At 72.3% G+C, this 16492-nt stretch carries 13 protein-coding genes; 8 read left to right on the forward strand and 5 right to left on the reverse strand.

Annotated elements, in window-relative coordinates; genetic code table 11:
• The 3 genes from HHX33_RS11640 to HHX33_RS11650 all read right to left on the reverse strand — a co-directional run bounded on the left by HHX33_RS11640 (position 1) and on the right by HHX33_RS11650 (position 3183).
• Positions 1-684, reverse strand: a complete 684-nt coding sequence (locus HHX33_RS11640; protein WP_117410593.1) for a response regulator — start codon at positions 682-684, stop codon at positions 1-3.
• Between the two features lie 61 nt (positions 685-745).
• Entirely contained in the window at positions 746-2146 is a 1401-nt protein-coding gene (locus tag HHX33_RS11645) for a sensor histidine kinase (protein WP_182874585.1), read from the reverse strand.
• A gap of 176 nt (positions 2147-2322) precedes the next feature.
• Positions 2323-3183: a PD-(D/E)XK nuclease family protein gene (locus HHX33_RS11650; RefSeq protein ID WP_117410591.1), complete on the reverse strand. Its 861-nt coding sequence runs from the start codon at positions 3181-3183 to the stop codon at positions 2323-2325.
• Positions 3184-3369: 186 nt separating this feature from the next.
• Between HHX33_RS11650 and HHX33_RS11655 the strand changes: the two genes are divergently transcribed.
• Together HHX33_RS11655 and HHX33_RS37145 are read left to right on the forward strand one after the other, a co-directional pair.
• Positions 3370-4500, forward strand: coding sequence for a site-2 protease family protein (locus HHX33_RS11655; RefSeq protein ID WP_117410590.1), 1131 nt, complete (start codon positions 3370-3372; stop codon positions 4498-4500).
• Between the two features lie 250 nt (positions 4501-4750).
• Positions 4751-6361, forward strand: coding sequence for an FHA domain-containing protein (locus HHX33_RS37145; protein ID WP_182874586.1), 1611 nt, complete (start codon positions 4751-4753; stop codon positions 6359-6361).
• 60 nt (positions 6362-6421) lie between these two features.
• Here HHX33_RS37145 and HHX33_RS37150 read toward each other — a convergent pair whose 3' ends face one another.
• Positions 6422-7015, reverse strand: a complete 594-nt coding sequence (locus tag HHX33_RS37150; protein ID WP_182874587.1) for a TetR/AcrR family transcriptional regulator — start codon at positions 7013-7015, stop codon at positions 6422-6424.
• Between the two features lie 52 nt (positions 7016-7067).
• Between HHX33_RS37150 and HHX33_RS11670 the strand changes: the two genes are divergently transcribed.
• Positions 7068-7970: a carbohydrate kinase family protein gene (locus HHX33_RS11670; RefSeq protein WP_182874588.1), complete on the forward strand. Its 903-nt coding sequence runs from the start codon at positions 7068-7070 to the stop codon at positions 7968-7970.
• Positions 7971-8035: 65 nt separating this feature from the next.
• Complete coding sequence (locus tag HHX33_RS11675) at positions 8036-9259, forward strand: aminotransferase class III-fold pyridoxal phosphate-dependent enzyme (protein ID WP_182874589.1); 1224 nt, start codon at positions 8036-8038, stop codon at positions 9257-9259.
• A gap of 146 nt (positions 9260-9405) precedes the next feature.
• Here HHX33_RS11675 and HHX33_RS11680 read toward each other — a convergent pair whose 3' ends face one another.
• Complete coding sequence (locus HHX33_RS11680) at positions 9406-10506, reverse strand: GNAT family N-acetyltransferase (protein WP_182874590.1); 1101 nt, start codon at positions 10504-10506, stop codon at positions 9406-9408.
• A gap of 119 nt (positions 10507-10625) precedes the next feature.
• Here HHX33_RS11680 and HHX33_RS11685 point away from each other — a divergent pair, with 119 nt between their 5' ends.
• The 4 genes from HHX33_RS11685 to dop all read left to right on the forward strand — a co-directional run bounded on the left by HHX33_RS11685 (position 10626) and on the right by dop (position 16479).
• The gene (locus tag HHX33_RS11685) at positions 10626-11489 is read left to right on the forward strand and encodes a tRNA (adenine-N1)-methyltransferase (RefSeq protein WP_117408707.1); all 864 of its coding nucleotides are present in this window, start codon (positions 10626-10628) and stop codon (positions 11487-11489) included.
• Positions 11490-11694: 205 nt separating this feature from the next.
• Positions 11695-13458: a proteasome ATPase gene (arc, locus tag HHX33_RS11690; RefSeq protein ID WP_117408706.1), complete on the forward strand. Its 1764-nt coding sequence runs from the start codon at positions 11695-11697 to the stop codon at positions 13456-13458.
• Between the two features lie 216 nt (positions 13459-13674).
• Complete coding sequence (locus HHX33_RS11695) at positions 13675-14886, forward strand: acyltransferase (protein ID WP_310741313.1); 1212 nt, start codon at positions 13675-13677, stop codon at positions 14884-14886.
• Between the two features lie 75 nt (positions 14887-14961).
• Positions 14962-16479: a depupylase/deamidase Dop gene (gene dop / locus HHX33_RS11700; RefSeq protein WP_117408704.1), complete on the forward strand. Its 1518-nt coding sequence runs from the start codon at positions 14962-14964 to the stop codon at positions 16477-16479.
• Positions 16480-16492: the final 13 nt, after the last annotated feature.

Here is a 16492-nt window from a genome sequence, read left to right on the forward strand (position 1 = left end):
TCAGGAGAAGGCGCCGGGGATGATCAGCCCGGTCTCGTAGGCGAGCACGACCGCCTGCACCCGGTCACGCAGGCCGAGCTTGGTCAGCACGTTCCCCACGTGGGTCTTGACGGTCGTCTCGCTGACTACCAGCGTGGCGGCGATCTCCGCGTTCGACATGCCCTTGGCGATGAGGCGCAGGACCTCCAGCTCGCGTTCGGTGAGCCGGTCGAGCCGCGCGGGGGTGGCCTGCTGGTGCGCGGAGGGCAGCCGGGCGGCGAACCGGTCCAGCAGCCGCCGGGTGACGCTCGGCGCCACGATGGCGTCGCCGGCCGCCACCACCCGGATCGCCTGCACCAGGTCGTCCGGGGGCACGTCCTTGAGCAGGAACCCGCTCGCGCCCGCGCGCAGCGCCTCGACGATGTACTCGTCCAGGTCGAACGTGGTCAGCACGAGCACCTTCGGCACGTGGGCGGTGGGCGCGGCCTCCCGCACGATGCGGCGGGTGGCCTCGATGCCGTCGGTGCCGGGCATGCGGACGTCCATGAGCACCACGTCGGGCAGCAGGGCGCGGGACTGCTCCATCGCCGTAGCGCCGTCGCCGGCCTCGCCCACGACGGTGACGTCGGCCTCCGCTTCGAGGATGAACCGGAATCCGGTGCGCAGCAGCGGCTGGTCGTCGACCAGCAACACCCGGATCGTCATGATCCGTCCGTCCTGGGCGTCGCGGCGACCCGCCGCCGCGCGGGGGAGAACACCCTGATCGTCATGTCGTGTCCTTGAGGGGGCCGTGCTTGAGGGGATGGTTCGTTGCGGGCTCGTGCCCGGTCGTGCCGTGTTCGGGGGCGTGCTCGGTCGTGTCGTCGCCGGGGGCGACGTGCCTGAGGGGAAGCTCCCTGCCCGGACCGCCCTTGCCGGAGCCGTCCCTGCCGGAGCCGACCCTGACGGGCCTGTCCTTCAGGGGGCTGTCCTTCAACGGGAAGCGGGCGCGGACCTCGAACCCGCCCCCGACGCGGGGTCCGATCCGCAGGACTCCACCATAGAGGGCCACACGCTCGCGGATGCCGACGAGCCCGTGACCTTTGCCACCGATCCGCACCGATTCCTCGGCCGCGCCCCGCCCGTCGTCCTCGACCTGGAGGGTCAGCTCGTTCCCCTCGTGCCGTACGGTGACCCACGCGCGGGCCGCGGGCCCGGCGTGCCGCAGGCTGTTGGTGAGCGCCTCCTGCACGAGGCGGTAGGCCGCGAGGTCGACCCCGGGCGGCAGGCCGGGCCGGTCGCCCTCGATGCGCAACTGCGTGCGCAGGCCCGCCTCGCGCATCTGCTCGACCAGCGCCGGCAGGTCCTGCATGCCCGGCTGCGGCCCGCGCTCGGCCGGGCCGTCGGTGCGCAGCACGCCGACGATGTTGCGCATCTCCGCCATCGCCGTACGGCCCATCTCCTCGATGGCGGTGAGGGCGTCGCGGGCCACGTCCGGCTTGGTGTCGAGCATCCGGCGCGCCGCGGCGGCCTGCACGGTCATCACGCTCACGTGGTGGGCCACCACGTCGTGCAGCTCGCGGGCGATCCGGGAGCGTTCCTCGGCCCGGGCGGCCCGCGTGTCGGCGTCCCGCGCCCGCTCCAGCCGGTGCGCCCGCTGGACCAGTTCGTCGAGGTAGGCGCGGCGCAACCGCAACGCCCGGCCGCACACCCAGCACAGCAGCAGGACGGCGGTCACGACGACGTGGTCGGTCCAGGACGGGGTGATGACCCCGCTGACGGCGCTGGCGACGTAGGAGGAGAAGGAGACGACGAGGGCGGCCAGGCTCAGCGCCAGTCCCCGGTAGGCGGCCACGGAGTAGAGCAGCACGAGCCCGCCGAACTCGCTGAGACCGGGATCGTAGTGAAGCGTGTCGAGCGCCGCCTGCGGGACGCAGGTGGCCACGAGCAGGACGAGGGGCCGGCTACGCCGCAGCGCCACGGGCAGCGTGCAGGCCGCCGCCAGGACCAGGTTCAACGCGTCCGCCGGACGAGGCGTCGCGGACCGCAGCCAGCCTGCCCCCTCCTCGGGGCCGGCCGAGGCGATCCACCACAGGGACGCGGTCGTCAGCACCACCGCGAGGATCGCGTCGAAGACCAGGGGATGAGCCCGAAGCCAGGACCGCGTACTGCCGGGGGTGGTGCGCACGTACCAAACTTAGGCCGTCCCCGCGCGTGTCCACCCTGCCCGGGAGGGAAATCCCGCATCCTCCGTACGGAGGATGCGCGCACTGACCCGGTGAGTGTGAGGCATGGCCCGGCACACGGGCCCCGGCGATGTGCCCGGGCGGAGCGGTGCCGAGACGGCGCCAGGGGGCGGGGTCGCTAGATCTCGTCGGCGGCGGACCGCCTGTTCACGCGGGCCGACAGGCCGGGCTCGCGGTCCGGCACGGGCGGCGGCGTGCCGCCGAACTCCGGGCACAGGGCCTGGTGGTCGCACCAGTCGCACAGCCGCGAGCGGCGGGCCCGCCACTCCCGGGTGCGCACCGCGCGCTCGATCGCCGCCCACAGCGCCTCGACCTTGCGCTCGGTGGCCCGCAGGTCCGCCTCGTCGGGGACGTAGCGGAGGATCTCGCCGTTGCCGAGGTACATGAGCTGGAGCATCCGGGGGACCTGCCCCTTCAGCCGCCACAGCGCCAGCGCGTAGAACTTCATCTGGAACAGCGCCTTGGCCTCCCACTCGCGCCCCGGCGCCGTGCCCGTCTTGTAGTCCACGATCCGCGTCTCGCCGGTCGGGGCCACGTCGAGCCGGTCGATGTAGCCGCGCAGCAGCAGGCCGCTGTCGAGCACGGCCTCGACGTACATCTCGCGCTCGGCGGGCTCCAGCCGCTGCGGGTCCTCCAGCGTGAAGTAACGCTCGACCATGCCGCGGGCCTGGGTCAGCCAGGCGTCGCGCTCCTCGTCGGTCTCGAACAGCCCCGCGTAGTCGGGCTCCTCGGTCAGCAGCCGCCGCCACTGCGGCTCCAGCAGCTCCTGCGCCGCGGCGACCGTCCGCGCCTCGGCCGGCAGGTCGTACAGCCGCTCCAGCACGGCGTGGACGAGGGTGCCCCGGACCGCGGCCGCCGAGGGACGCTCGGGCAGCTGGTCGATCACCCTGAACCGGTAGAGCAGGGGGCAGGTCATGAAGTCACCGGCCCGGGAGGGGGACAGCGCCCCGATAACGGCGCGCTCTTCGGCGAGGGTCATGCCGGAACTGTAGGACATCGAGCCGACAGAACGCGTCCGCGCCGGCGGTCCCCTCGCCGCCGTCTCCCCGCCGCCGTCTCCCGTACCGCCGGGACGATCGCGTGCTCCGCGGCGGGCGGGCAGCTCTTAGGCTGATCTCACGTCGCGCCGCGTAGCATCGAGGGGCGCGGGAGGGAAGGCGGCCAAATGAGCACACCTGCCAAGGAGTCCACCGGACTGCGGATGGGGCGGCCGTTCGGCATTCCCGTCTACGTCTCGCCGACGTGGCTCATCGTGGCGGCGTTCATCACGGTCAGCTTCCAGCCGCGGTTCGCCGACATGCTGCCCGGCTACGGCGAGTCCGCCACCTACCTGGTCGCGCTGGCCTTCGCCGTGCTGCTGTACGTCTCCGTCCTGCTGCACGAGCTGGCGCACTGCGTGGTGGCCAAGCACTACGGCCTGCCGGTGCGCCGGATCACCCTCTACATGCTGGGCGGCGTCTCGGAGATCGAGCGCGAGCCCGAGACGGCGGGCCGGGAGTTCAACGTGGCCTTCGCCGGGCCGCTGCTGTCGCTGGGGCTGGCCGGGATCGGGGCCCTCGTGGAGGCGTTCGTGGTGCCGCCGGGCGGTCTGGCCCAGGTGCTGATGTGGCAGCTCTGGCTGTCCAACCTGATCGTCGGCGTGTTCAACCTGCTGCCCGGCCTGCCGCTCGACGGCGGCCGGATGCTGCGGGCGGCCGTGTGGAAGGTCAAGCGCGACTCGGGCACGGGCACGATGGCCGCCGCGTGGGTCGGGCGCGGCGTGGCGGTCGCGGTGGTCGTGGTGCCGCTCCTGATGAACCTGATGGCCGGGCAGGAGCCGGCCATCGGCAGCATGCTCTGGACGGTGGTGCTGGCGTCGTTCATCTGGCTCGGGGCCTCCCAGTCGCTGCGGGTCGCCCGCGTACGGGCCCGGCTGCCGCAGTTGCGGGCCCGGGTGCTGGCGCGCAGGGCGATCCCGGTCACCGCCGAGGTGCCGCTCTCCGAGGGCCTGCGCCGGGCGCGCGAGTCCGGAGCCGGGGCGATGGTGGTGGTGGACCACGACGGGCACCCGGTGGGCATCGTGAACGAGGCGGCGGTCAACGCCACTCCCGAGCAGCGCAGGCCGTGGGTGAACGTCGGGGCCCTGTCGCGCACCCTGGAGCCCGCACTGGTGCTCGGCGCCGACCTGGAGGGGGAGTCGCTGCTCGACGCCATGCGGGGCTCTCCGGCGCCCGAATACCTGCTCGTCGAGCGCGGCGGAGAGATCTACGGCGTGCTCGCCACCGCCGACGTCAACCGCATGTTCAGCGGGGTGTGAGCGGCACCCGGGCCTTAGGGGCGCGGCGGGCCGGTGCGCCCGGGGCAGGGCCCGCGCACTCGTCATCGGGACGGCCGGGGGCTAGGGTGCTGAGCGAGACCGGGGCCCGAGCACGCTCGGTCGCCCGTACGCGCGCTCCGGCAGGCCGGTTCACCATACTTTTTGCTACTTTCTGGGGTGATCGATCCGGCACACGGCGTGCCGGCGATGATGCCGGACATCCGGTGGCGTTTCCGGAGGGAGAACTTCTGTGACGGAACAGGGCGTGGGGGTGGTCCGCCCGCTGCCGGGAGAGGGCGTGGTCGCCCATCTGAACGGCTTGCTGCTCGTGTGCGCCACCGGCGGCGACCAGCCGGTCGAGGACCTGCTGAGCGCGTTGCACGAGACCGCCACGACGGGCGGGGACGGCCGGGCGCTGGCCCGGCGCGTGGCCCAGGTGCTCGCGCGCGCCATGGACCGCTCGATCGGGGAGCCGGTGGCCTGCGCGGTCGCCGGTCCCGCCGGGGGAGGCGTGGCCGTGCTGGTCAGCGGGGCCGCGTACGCGAGCGTGTCCGGCCCGGAGGGCGAGGTGCGCCTCGCCGGGCACGACGCGCTGACCTGGACCGACCGCCTCGTCAACGGCCCGGTGTCCACGGTGCTGCTGCGCCTGCCGGGAGCAGGCCCGTCGAGCCCGTACGCCCGGCTGGACGGCGGCGTCGTCACGGGAGCCGGGCTGGAGTGCGACCTCACCCGGCACGGCGACCTCGCCTTCCCGCCGCTGCCCCCGCGCCCGCCGCAGCACCAGCCGCAGCACCAGGGGCAGCACACGGGCGCGCAGCCCCCGCCGGTGGGGGTGCCGGAGCCGATCGGGCCGCGGGGGCCCGTGGTGCCGCCCCCGCCCGTCTCCCCGCCCGCCCAGCCGCCCCTCTCGCCGCCCGTCTCGCCGTTCGGCGGCGGGCCGTTGTCCGGCCCCGGGCCGTCGGCCGAGCACGCGGCGCCCCAGTCGTCCGGTCCGTCGTCCCAGCCGGTCCCCCCGCCCGCCCAGCCGCCGCACGTCTCCCAGCCGCTGCCGCCGTTGCCGTCCGGACTGTCGGACCCGGCGCCCGCGCAGCACTCCGGCCCCCAGCCCGCCCCGCCCTACACCCCGTCCCACTCCGGGCCGCAGCAGTCCCCGGGGCTGCCCGAGCCGTCCGACGACCGCGGCGGGCCCCAGGACGCCCAGGACGGGCCTGCCCAGGACCGGGGAGCACAGGACCGGGGCGGCTCCCCGGACGGGCCGGGAAGCGGACCGCTGGGCGGCCCTTTCGACGGACCCTTCGACGGGCCCTTCGAGGGGGCGTCGCAGTCCTCCGACGACGAGCCGGGGGAGGCGACCCAGCTCGACGTGGCGCCCGACCCGGAGCCGCGGCCCATGGTGTACGGCGTCGACTGCAAGAACGACCACTTCAACGACCCGCGTGCGCCGTACTGCGCGGTCTGCGGCGTCCCCATCGACCAGCGCGCGGTGGTGCCGTACAAGGGCCCGCGCCCGCCGCTCGGCGCGCTGCTGCTCGACGACGGCATGGCGCTGCCGCTGGAGGCCGACTACCTGCTGGGCCGCGACCCGGAGCGGGCCCCCGAGGTGCAGTCGGGCGAGGCCAGGCCGGCCAGGGTCACCAGCCCGGACGGCTCGGTGTCCCGCCGGCACCTGCGGGTGTTCCTGGAGAACTGGGACGTCAACCTGCTCGACCTGGGGTCGGTGAACGGCACGCAGATCCAGCCGCCCGGTGACCCCAACTTCTACGACATCCCGCCGAACGAGCCGGTGCCGATCCTGCCCGGCACGACCGTGCGCATCGGGGTCTCCCGCACCATGCGCTACGAGGCACACCGCCCCGCCTGACGCCCGCCTGAGACGGCGGCCGGACCGCCGGGGACCCGGATACGGGCTCCCGGCGGCCGGTCAGCCGCCGCGCAGGCGGTCGATCTCGCGCAGCAGGAGCCGCTCCAGCCGCTCGGCGGTGACGTTCGCGGGATACAGCAGCCGGTGCACGCTGAGGCCGTCCACCAGCGCGAGCAGCCGTTCGGCCACGTCCTCCGGGTCCTCGTCCGTACGGATCTCACCGGCGTCGGCGGCGGACCTCAGCAGGCTGGTCACCACGTAGCGGAGCTCGGCGGCCTCCCGCCGCTGCACCTCCAGCAGCGCGGGACTGGTCAGGCAGCGCCCCCAGAAGCCGACCTCGAGCCCGGTCTCCCCGGCGCGCTCGCCGTCGAGGGGGACGTTGTCGAGCAGCAGTTCCCGCAGTGCCGCCAGCCCGGTGCGGCCGGACAGCTTCTCCCGCAGCCGGTCGGCGATGCGCCGGTGCGAGGCCTCCAGCGCCGACAGCAGGATCTCGTCCTTGTCCGCGAAGTAGTGCGTGAGCACGCCGTTGGAGTAGCCGGCCTCCTTCGCGATGGCCCGGGTGGTCGCCGCCTCGATGCCGTCGCGCAGGATGATCCGGCGGGCCGCCGCGACGACCTCCCCCCGGCGTTCCTCATGATTGACGATCTTCGGCACGCTCCATCACCTCGGTTGACATCGTAGTCGGGCGCCCGTCTATTATCCGCACATGACGGTTGTGACAGTCGGCGTGCATATCGTCGACGTCCTGGCCCGCCCGGTCGAGTCCATCCCGTCCGGCCAGGACACCCACCTGCTGGAGCAGATCCGCATCACCGCCGCGGGGGCGGCCGCCGGCACGGCCGTGGCCCTCGCGAAGATCGGTGTGCCGGTGGCCACCATGGGCGCCGTCGGCGGCGACGAGCTGGGCGACTTCCTCCTGATGATCATGGCGCGGCACGGCGTGGACGTGAGCGGCGTCGTGCGCCGGCCGGGGGAGCAGACCGCCGCCTCCATCCTGCCGATCCGGCCGGACGGGGGACGGCCCTCGTTCCACGTGCCCGGGGCCAACCTGGGCCTGGCGACCGCCGACCTCGACGCCGGCCGCCTGACCGCCGCGAAGGTGGTGCACCTCGGCGGCATGGACGTCACCTGGGGCCTGCACGACCCCGAGTTCTACGCGCTGCTCGGCAAGGCCCGCGAGGGCGGCACGATCGTCACGCTGGACCTGCTGTCCAACCTGCCGGACCTGATGCCCGCCGTACGGGCGTTCCTGCCGCACGTCGACTACCTGCTGCCCAACGAGGAGCAGGCGCTCATGCTCACCGGCGCCGCGACCCCGGAGGAGGCCGCCGCCGCGCTGCTCGGCGAGGGCCCGAAGGGCGTGATCGTCACCCTCGGGGCCGCCGGCAGCCTCGTGGCCACCGCCGCCGGGCTCACCCGGGTGCCCGCCCTGGACGTGCCGGTGGTCGACACCACGGGCTGCGGCGACGCGTACTGCGCCGGGTTCGCCGCCGGCCTGCTGCGCGGCCGGGACGTGCTCGGCGCCGCCCGCCTCGGCACGGCCGTCGCCGCGCGGGTCGCGGGCGGGCTCGGCTCCGACGCCGGCCTGGACGGCCCCGTCGACGACTGATCTCGCTCCGGTCCCGGTCCCCGCCGCTCCGGTTCCCCCTCCTCCGATACCCCGGGAGTCCGCCCATGTCCGTCGACGCGTCCCTGCGGGCCCGTGCCGCGAAGGTCATCCCCGGTGGCATGTACGGCCACCTCAACGCGGTCCTGCACGGCGACCGCTATCCCCAGTTCTTCGTCCGGGCCGAGGGAGCCCGTCAGTGGGACGCCGACGGCCGCGAGTACGTCGACCTGATGTGCAGCTGGGGACCGATGATCGTCGGCCACCGCGAGCCCCGGGTCGAGGCCGCCGCCGCGGCGCAGCAGGCGTCCGGCGACTGTCTCAACGGCCCCGGCCCGATCATGGTCGAGCTGGCCGAGCTGCTGGTCGACCTGATCCCGTCGGCGGACTGGGCCATGTTCTCCAAGAACGGCACCGACGCCACCACGCAGGCCCTGATGGTGGCCAGGGCGGCCACGGGCCGGACCAAGGTCCTCGTCGCCCACGGCGCCTACCACGGCGCCGACCCCTGGTGCACGCCCGGCCTCTCGGGGGTCACCCCCAACCAGCGGGCGGACACGATCGAGTTCACCTACAACGACCTCGCGAGTGCCGAGGCGGCGGCGGCCGAGGCGGACGGCGACGTCGCCGCGATCCTCGTCACCCCCTTCAAGCACGACTCGTTCGAGGACCAGGAGCCGGCGGACGCCTCGTTCGCCCGGGGGGTGCGGGCGCTGGCCGACCGCCTCGGCGCGGCACTGGTGATCGACGACGTGCGGGCCGGGTGGCGGCTGGACCTGCGCGGCTCGTGGGAGCCGCTCGGCGTGCGCCCCGACCTCACGGCCTGGAGCAAGGCGATGGCCAACGGCTTCCCCATCGCCGCGCTCACCGGCGCCGACGCGCTCCGGGGGGCGGCCCAGTCGCTGTACTCGACCGGCTCGTTCTGGTTCTCCGCGACCGCGATGGCCGCCGCCAAGGCGACGATCGAGATCCTGCGGGAGAGCGACGGGCCCGCGCTCATGCACCGGGCGGGGACGCGGCTGCGCGAAGGGCTCGCCGCCCAGGCCGCCGCCCACGGCTTCGTGGTGCGGCAGACCGGCCCGGTGCAGGTGCCGTGGCTGTCCTTCGAGGGCGACGACACGCTGGAGAAGGGCATCCACTGGGCCGGGGCCTGCCTTGAGGAGGGCGTCTACCTGCACCCCTGGCACAACTGGTTCCTGTCGGCCGCCCACACCGACGAGGAGATCGACCGGGCGCTCCAGGGGACGGATGCCGCCTTCGCCAAGCTGCGGGCCGCGTACGGCGCCGACTGAGGGGCCGGCCGGCATCGGTGTGGCCGGGACGCCCCGGCGGGCGTGGCGGGCCGCGGACGGCCCGCGCTCGGGTGCCGGGTTCCGGGCGGCGCCCGAGCGCGGGCGGGTTGTCCGTTCCGCGATGCTCCACGAGGTCCGGGGAGGGCTCAGTCGCGCGTACGGGCCCATTGGAGGTCGTCGACGCGGGTGCCGCCGGGACCCGGCAGCAGACCCCGCACGAGATGCTCACGGGTGAAACCGGCGCGCTCCAGCACCCGGTGCGACGCCGTGTTGCCGGTCATGGTGCCGGCCACGATCCTGCGCAGCGGCGTCTGCCCGAACGCCCAGTCGACCAGCAGCGTCACGGCCCGCGTCACCAGGCCGCGCCCGCGGAAGGCGGGGAGCAGGCTGTAGCCGAGCATGGCCTGGCCGAGGTCCGGGACGACGCCGGTGAGCTGGATGTCCCCGGCGAACTCCCCGGTGCGGGCGTCCCTGATCGCGGCGTCCACCCGCTGCCCGGTCAGCCATCGATGGCGCGCGTACCGGCAGACGAGCTCGCTGGCGGCGTACACCGGTGGCCTGGGCGGCACGTGCGACTCCGTCACGTCGGGCACGGACGCCAGGGCGAAGTGATCGGCGGCGTCGGCGGCGGTCAGCGGCGTGAGCCGCACCACGCCGTCGGTGAGCGAGCCGCCCGGGAAGAACGGCAGGAAGGGCGTGATCGGGTCGCCGGGGTCGGTGCTCAGCCGCCCGAACACGGCGACGTCGGAGGAGGTGTCGCCCCGGGGGACGCCCGCCCCGCGCAGCACGCCTTCGTGGGCGAACCCGGACCGGAAGGCGACCCGCTGGCTCGGGATGTTGTCCACGTCGGCCAGCAGTGAGATCCGGGTGACGCCCAGGGCGAAGGCCCGCTCCGCGAGCACCCGCACGGCCGCGGTGGCGACGCCGCGCCCCCGCGCCCACGGCGCGAGCCAGTAGCCCACGTCGGACGCGCCGAAGCGGTCGCGCGGTTGCAGCCCCGCGGCGCCGAGGACCTCGTCCGTCGCGGGATCGGCGACGACGAAGTACGCGCCGCCGTCCCCCCACTTCTCGGGCACGGTCTTGGTGATCCACGTCAGCGCGTCGTCCCGCGTGTACGGCGAGGGCATGAACGGGACGTACCGCGGGATGCCGGGGTCGGAGCAGGCGCGGGCGATCTGGTCGGCGTCCCCCTCGACCGGCAGGCGCAGAACGACCGGACCGGCGGGGATGGCCTCTTGGGGCAACATGTCCCATTGTTACCAGCGGTCTCCCCGCCACGGCCAGGCGTTTTCCGGCGGCCGGGGACACCCGGCGCCACCGCTCCGGACGGGCAAACCTCGGCGGTCGCGGCACTAGCCTTTTCCGCATGGGTTTTCGCAGGCACGGTCCGTTCCGGGCTGGAGATCAGGTCCAGCTCACCGACCCCAAGAACAAGCGGCACACGGTGACGCTGAAAGAGGGCGGCGTCTTCCACACGCACAAGGGGTCGATCCCGCACGACGACCTGATCGGGCAGCCCGAGGGGTCCGTGGTGCGGTCCTCCGGCGGCACGTCCTACCTGGCGTTCCGGCACCTGCTGGCCGACTACGCGGTCTCGATGCCGCGCGGCGCGGCGGTGGTCTATCCGAAGGACGCGGCGCAGATCGTCGCCATGGCCGACATCTTCCCCGGCGCGCGGGTCGTCGAGGCCGGTGTGGGGTCGGGCGCGCTCACCTGCTTCCTGCTGCGGGCGGCCGGGCCGGAGGGGAAGGTCACCTCCTACGAGCGGCGCGCGGACTTCGCCGAGGTGGCCACCAAGAACGTGGAGAAGTTCTTCGGGGGCCCGCAGGGGCAGTGGCGCCTGGTGGTCGGAGACTTCGTCGACGCGCTCGACGAGGCCGACGTGGACCGCGTCGTCCTCGACATGCTGGCTCCCTGGGAGTGCGTGGACGCGGCGGCGAAATCCCTCACCCCAGGAGGAGTTATCTGCTGCTATGTTGCGACAACGACCCAGTTGTCCAGAACGGTGGAGGCCCTGCGGGAGCACGGGAGTTTCACCGAGCCCCACGCGTGGGAGACCCTGGTTCGCGACTGGCATGTCGAGGGTCTCGCGGTCCGGCCGGACCATCGGATGGTCGGACACACGGGTTTCCTCGTCACGGCCCGTCGCATGGCGGACGGCGTCACGCCCCCGCCGCGGCGCAGGCGCCCCGCCAAGGGGGCGTACGGAGAGGGGACCGAACAAGTGTGACGATTCGGCCACATCCCGGCAAAGCCCCGTGACACGGGAGCATTCGGGTGCGTTGCTAATGCTGATCCGAATATTCCACCCATAAGGCATCAAACGCCGAACACCCAACGTAACTACACGAACACTGCCCGGCCAGGTTACGTACAGCGCCAAGATAGGTAGGGTCTTGAGTAGTCGTTCTCGACGGGGAAGGAGGTGACGGGGCGTGGCAGCTCGCGACGACGCTGAGGCTCGAGCCGCGCAGCGCGAACGGGAGGTCGCCGATCTCACAACACAGGTCTCCTTCCTGCAGGAGGAGATCACCGCGTTGCGCCGGAAGCTGGCCGAGTCTCCCCGGCAGGCCAGGGTCATCGAGGAGCGCCTCCATGAGGCGCAGGCACAGGTGGCCGCTCTCACGAGCCAGAACGAGCGTCTGGTCGCCACCCTCAAGGAGGCCAGGGACCAGATCGTCGCCCTGAAGGAGGAGGTCGACCGGCTGGCGCAGCCGCCGTCCGGTTTCGGCGTGTTCCTGGAGGCCAGGGACGACGGCACGATCGAGGTGTTCACCGGCGGGCGCAAGCTCCGGGTGAACGTCAGCCCGGCCGTCGACGCCGACTCGCTCAAGCGTGGCCAGGAGGTCATGCTGAACGAGGCGCTCAACGTCGTCGAGGCCCTCGGCTACGAGGACGTCGGCGAGATCGTCATGCTCAAGGAGTTGCTGGAGAGCGGCGACCGTGCGCTGGTCATCTCCCACGCGGACGAGGAGCGGGTCGTCAAGCTCGCCCACTCGCTGCTGGACCAGCCGCTGCGCGCCGGCGACTCCCTGCTTCTCGAACCCCGATCCAACTACGTCTACGAGCGCATCCCCAAGTCGGAGGTGGAGGAGCTCGTCCTGGAGGAGGTCCCCGACATCTCCTACGAGGAGATCGGCGGCCTCAGCCGGCAGATCGAGCAGATCAGGGACGCCATAGAGCTGCCCTACCTGCACGCCGACCTGTTCCGCGAGCACCAGCTGCGCCCGCCGAAGGGCGTGCTCCTGTACGGCCCGCCCGGCTGCGGCAAGACGCTGATCGCCAAGGCCGTGGCCAACTCCCTGGCCAAGCAGGTCGCGGAGAAGACCGGACAGTCCGGCAAGAGCTTCTTCCTCAACATCAAGGGCCCCGAGCTCCTCAACAAGTACGTCGGCGAGACCGAGCGGCACATCCGCCTGGTGTTCCAGCGGGCCAGGGAGAAGGCCTCCGAGGGCACCCCGGTGATCGTGTTCTTCGACGAGATGGACTCGATCTTCCGGACCCGCGGCTCCGGCGTCTCCTCCGACGTCGAGAACACCATCGTCCCCCAGCTCCTGTCGGAGATCGACGGTGTCGAGGGCCTGGAGAACGTCATCGTCATCGGCGCCTCCAACCGCGAGGACATGATCGACCCGGCGATCCTGCGGCCCGGCCGCCTGGACGTCAAGATCAAGATCGAGCGGCCGGACGCCGAGGCGGCCAAGGACATCTTCTCGAAGTACCTGGTCAGCGAGCTGCCGCTGCACCCGGAGGATCTGAGCGAGCACGGCGACAGCCGTGAGGGCACGATCGCCGGGATGATCCAGCGGACCGTCGAGCGGATGTACGCCGAGAGCGAGGAGAACCGCTTCCTCGAGGTGACCTACGCCAACGGCGACAAGGAAGTCCTCTACTTCAAGGACTTCAACTCCGGCGCGATGATCCAGAACATCGTCGACCGGGGCAAGAAGATGGCCATCAAGGAGTTCCTCGACACCGGGCAGAAGGGCCTGCGGATCTCCCACCTGCTGGCCGCCTGCGTGGACGAGTTCTCCGAGAACGAGGACCTGCCCAACACCACCAACCCCGACGACTGGGCCCGCATCTCCGGCAAGAAGGGCGAGCGGATCGTCTACATCCGCACGCTCGTGCAGGGCAAGCAGGGCACCGAGGCCGGCCGTTCGATCGACACGGTCGCCAACACCGGTCAGTACCTATAGGCATCCGTAGTCGGCATCGTCCGGCGCCGGCCTGGCCGGCGCCGATGCCGAGAAGGACACGGAGGAGGAGCGGCGCGATCCCGGATCGCGCCGCTCCTCCCGTTTTCCGGGGGTCGTCCAAAGATCGTGGATCTCGGAGGGAACCGGAAGGGCATGTGATCACGTCAAAGATGGCGTGATCTTTCTTGGCGCGCGCGGGTGGGTCCTGTGAGTCCTGTGCGACATTCCGTTCCTCCCGCGGGCGCGCCGGACGCGCCCGGCGACGGCCGGTCCGCGAAGGGCCGCCGCCTCGTCGAACTCGACGTCCTGCGCTTCGTCGCCGCGTTCGCGGTCATGTCCTTCCACTACATGGCGGCCAGCAAGTCCCTGTGGGACGAGTTCCCCACGAAGCTGTTCGCGCCGGTCGCCCGCCTCACCACGCTGGGCATCCTCGGCGTGGAGTTGTTCTTCCTCATCAGCGGGTTCGTCATCCTGATGAGCGTGTGGGGCCACACGGTCGGCGAGTTCGCCGTGTCCCGGGTCTCCCGGCTGTACCCGGCGTACTGGTTCGCCGTGATCGTGATCTTCATCCTGTACCGGTTCAGCGGGGTCTCCGGGTTCGACCCCAAGCTCAGCACCGGGGAGTACCTGCTCAACCTGACCATGCTGCAGGGGGCGTTCGACGTCGGGCACGCCGGCGGCGTCTTCTGGTCGCTCTGGGTGGAACTGCGGTTCTACGTCCTCCTGGCGCTGTTCTCCCTTGTGGGGATCACGTTGCGGCGCTGCCTGGTGTTCCTGGCGGCCTGGGCCGGCCTGGCCCTGCTCGCCGAGTTCACCCAGAACGACGTGCTGGTCTTCGTCTTCATGCCGAGGCAGGCGCCGTACTTCATCGCGGGCATGGCCTTCTTCCTGATCCACCGCTTCGGGGCGCGGTCGGCGGCCTTCGTGCCGTGGCTGCTCGTGGCGGCCGGCTACGGGATGTCCCTGCACGCCGCCCTGGAGCGCGTGGGGGAGCGGGTGCGCCTGATCGGGATCGCCCGTTACCCGGCGCCGCCGGAGGCCGTCATCGTCGCGATCACGCTCATCTACCTCCTGATGGCCGCGGTCGCCCTCGGCTGGCTGCGGTGGGTGCGCTGGCGTCCCCTCGTCACCGTCGGCGCCCTCACGTACCCGCTCTACCTGCTGCACCAGACGATCTCCGCCGTCCTGATCCCGGCGTACCGGGACGTGCTGGACCCCTGGCTGCTGACCGGGATCACGATGACGGTCTCGATCGCGCTCGCGTACGCGGTCTACCGGCTCGTCGACAGGCCCGGCCAGCGGTGGCTCCGGTCCAGGCTGGGGGCCCTGCTCGACCGCTCGCGCGGGTCCCGCCGGCGCGGCCGGGGCACCCCTTCCCGGACGGTGCCGCCGATTCCGGCGCAAAGTCCCGAGGCATCTGTGCCGTAACTGTTCGGTAGCAGGGCATAGAGAAAGGGCTAGGCTCGGATATGACGACGACGGCCTGACACGGGCGGGGTGGGAATGACGGTTCGGCGGGTGATGGGCATCGAGACCGAGTACGGCATCGCCGTGCCCGGTCAACCGGGGGCGAACGCGATGGTGACCTCTTCACAGGTCGTCAACGCGTACCTGGCGGCGTCGGCCGCCCGCGCCCGCCGGGCCCGATGGGACTTCGAGGAGGAGAACCCGCTCCGCGACGCCCGGGGATTCGATCTCGCCCGTGAGGTGGCCGACCAGAGCCAGCTCACCGACGAGGACCTCGGGCTCGCCAACGTGATCCTCACCAACGGCGCGCGTCTGTACGTCGACCACGCCCATCCGGAGTATTCGACGCCCGAGTGCACCAACCCCAGGGCGGCGGTCATCTGGGACAAGGCGGGCGAGCGGGTGATGTACGACGCGGCGGTCCGGGCGTCCGCCGTCCCCGGCAACGCGCCCATCCAGCTCTACAAGAACAACACCGACGCCAAGGGCGCCTCGTACGGGTGCCACGAGAACTACCTCATGCGCCGGGCCACGCCGTTCGCGGACATCGTCCGGCACCTGACCCCGTTCTTCGTGTCGCGGCAGGTCATGTGCGGCGCGGGGAAGGTCGGCATCGGCCAGGACTCGCGCGGCGAGGGCTTCCAGATCAGCCAGCGCGCCGACTTCTTCGAGGTCGAGGTCGGGCTGGAGACCACGCTGAAGCGGCCGATCATCAACACCCGGGACGAGCCGCACGCCGACCCGGAGAAGTACCGCCGCCTGCACGTGATCATCGGCGACGCCAACATGTCGGAAATTTCGACATATTTGAAGCTCGGTACAACGGCCCTGGTCCTGGCGATGATCGAGGAGGGATTCCTCACCATCGACCTGGCGCCGGAGTCGCCGGTCGCGGCGCTGCGCGCGGTGTCCCACGACCCGACCTGCAAGTACGAGATCGCGCTGCGTAACGGGCGGAAGATGACCGCCGTGCAGCTGCAGATGGAGTACCTGGAGCAGGCCCGCAAGTACGTCGAGGACCGCTTCGGCTCCGGCGTGGACGACCTGACCAAGGACGTGCTCAACCGCTGGGAGTCGGTGCTCACCCGGCTGGCCGAGGACCCGATGCAGCTCTCGCGGGAGCTCGACTGGGTCGCCAAGCTGGAGATCCTGGAGGGCTACCGCACCCGCGACAACCTGCCGTGGTCGCATCCCCGTCTGCAACTGGTCGACCTGCAGTACTCCGACATCCGGCCCGACCGCGGGCTGTACAACCGCCTGGTCGCCCGGGGCCGGATGCAGCGCCTGGTGACCGACGAGGACGTCGACCGCGCGGTCGAGACGCCGCCCACCGACACCCGGGCCTACTTCCGCGGCCGGTGCCTGCGTCAGTACAGCGAGTCGGTCGCCGCGGCCTCCTGGGACTCGGTGATATTCGACATCCCCGGCCGAGAGTCGCTCCAGCGCGTGCCGACCCTGGAGCCGCTGCGCGGCACCAAGGCGCACGTGGGCGACCTGCTCGACCGGTGCCGCACCGCGGCCGACCTCGTCGCGGCCCTCACCGGCGAGGCCTGACCCGCCACCGGCC

The sequence above is a fragment of the Microbispora sp. H10670 genome, from assembly GCF_014161385.1.
Lineage (GTDB): Bacteria > Actinomycetota > Actinomycetes > Streptosporangiales > Streptosporangiaceae > Microbispora > Microbispora triticiradicis.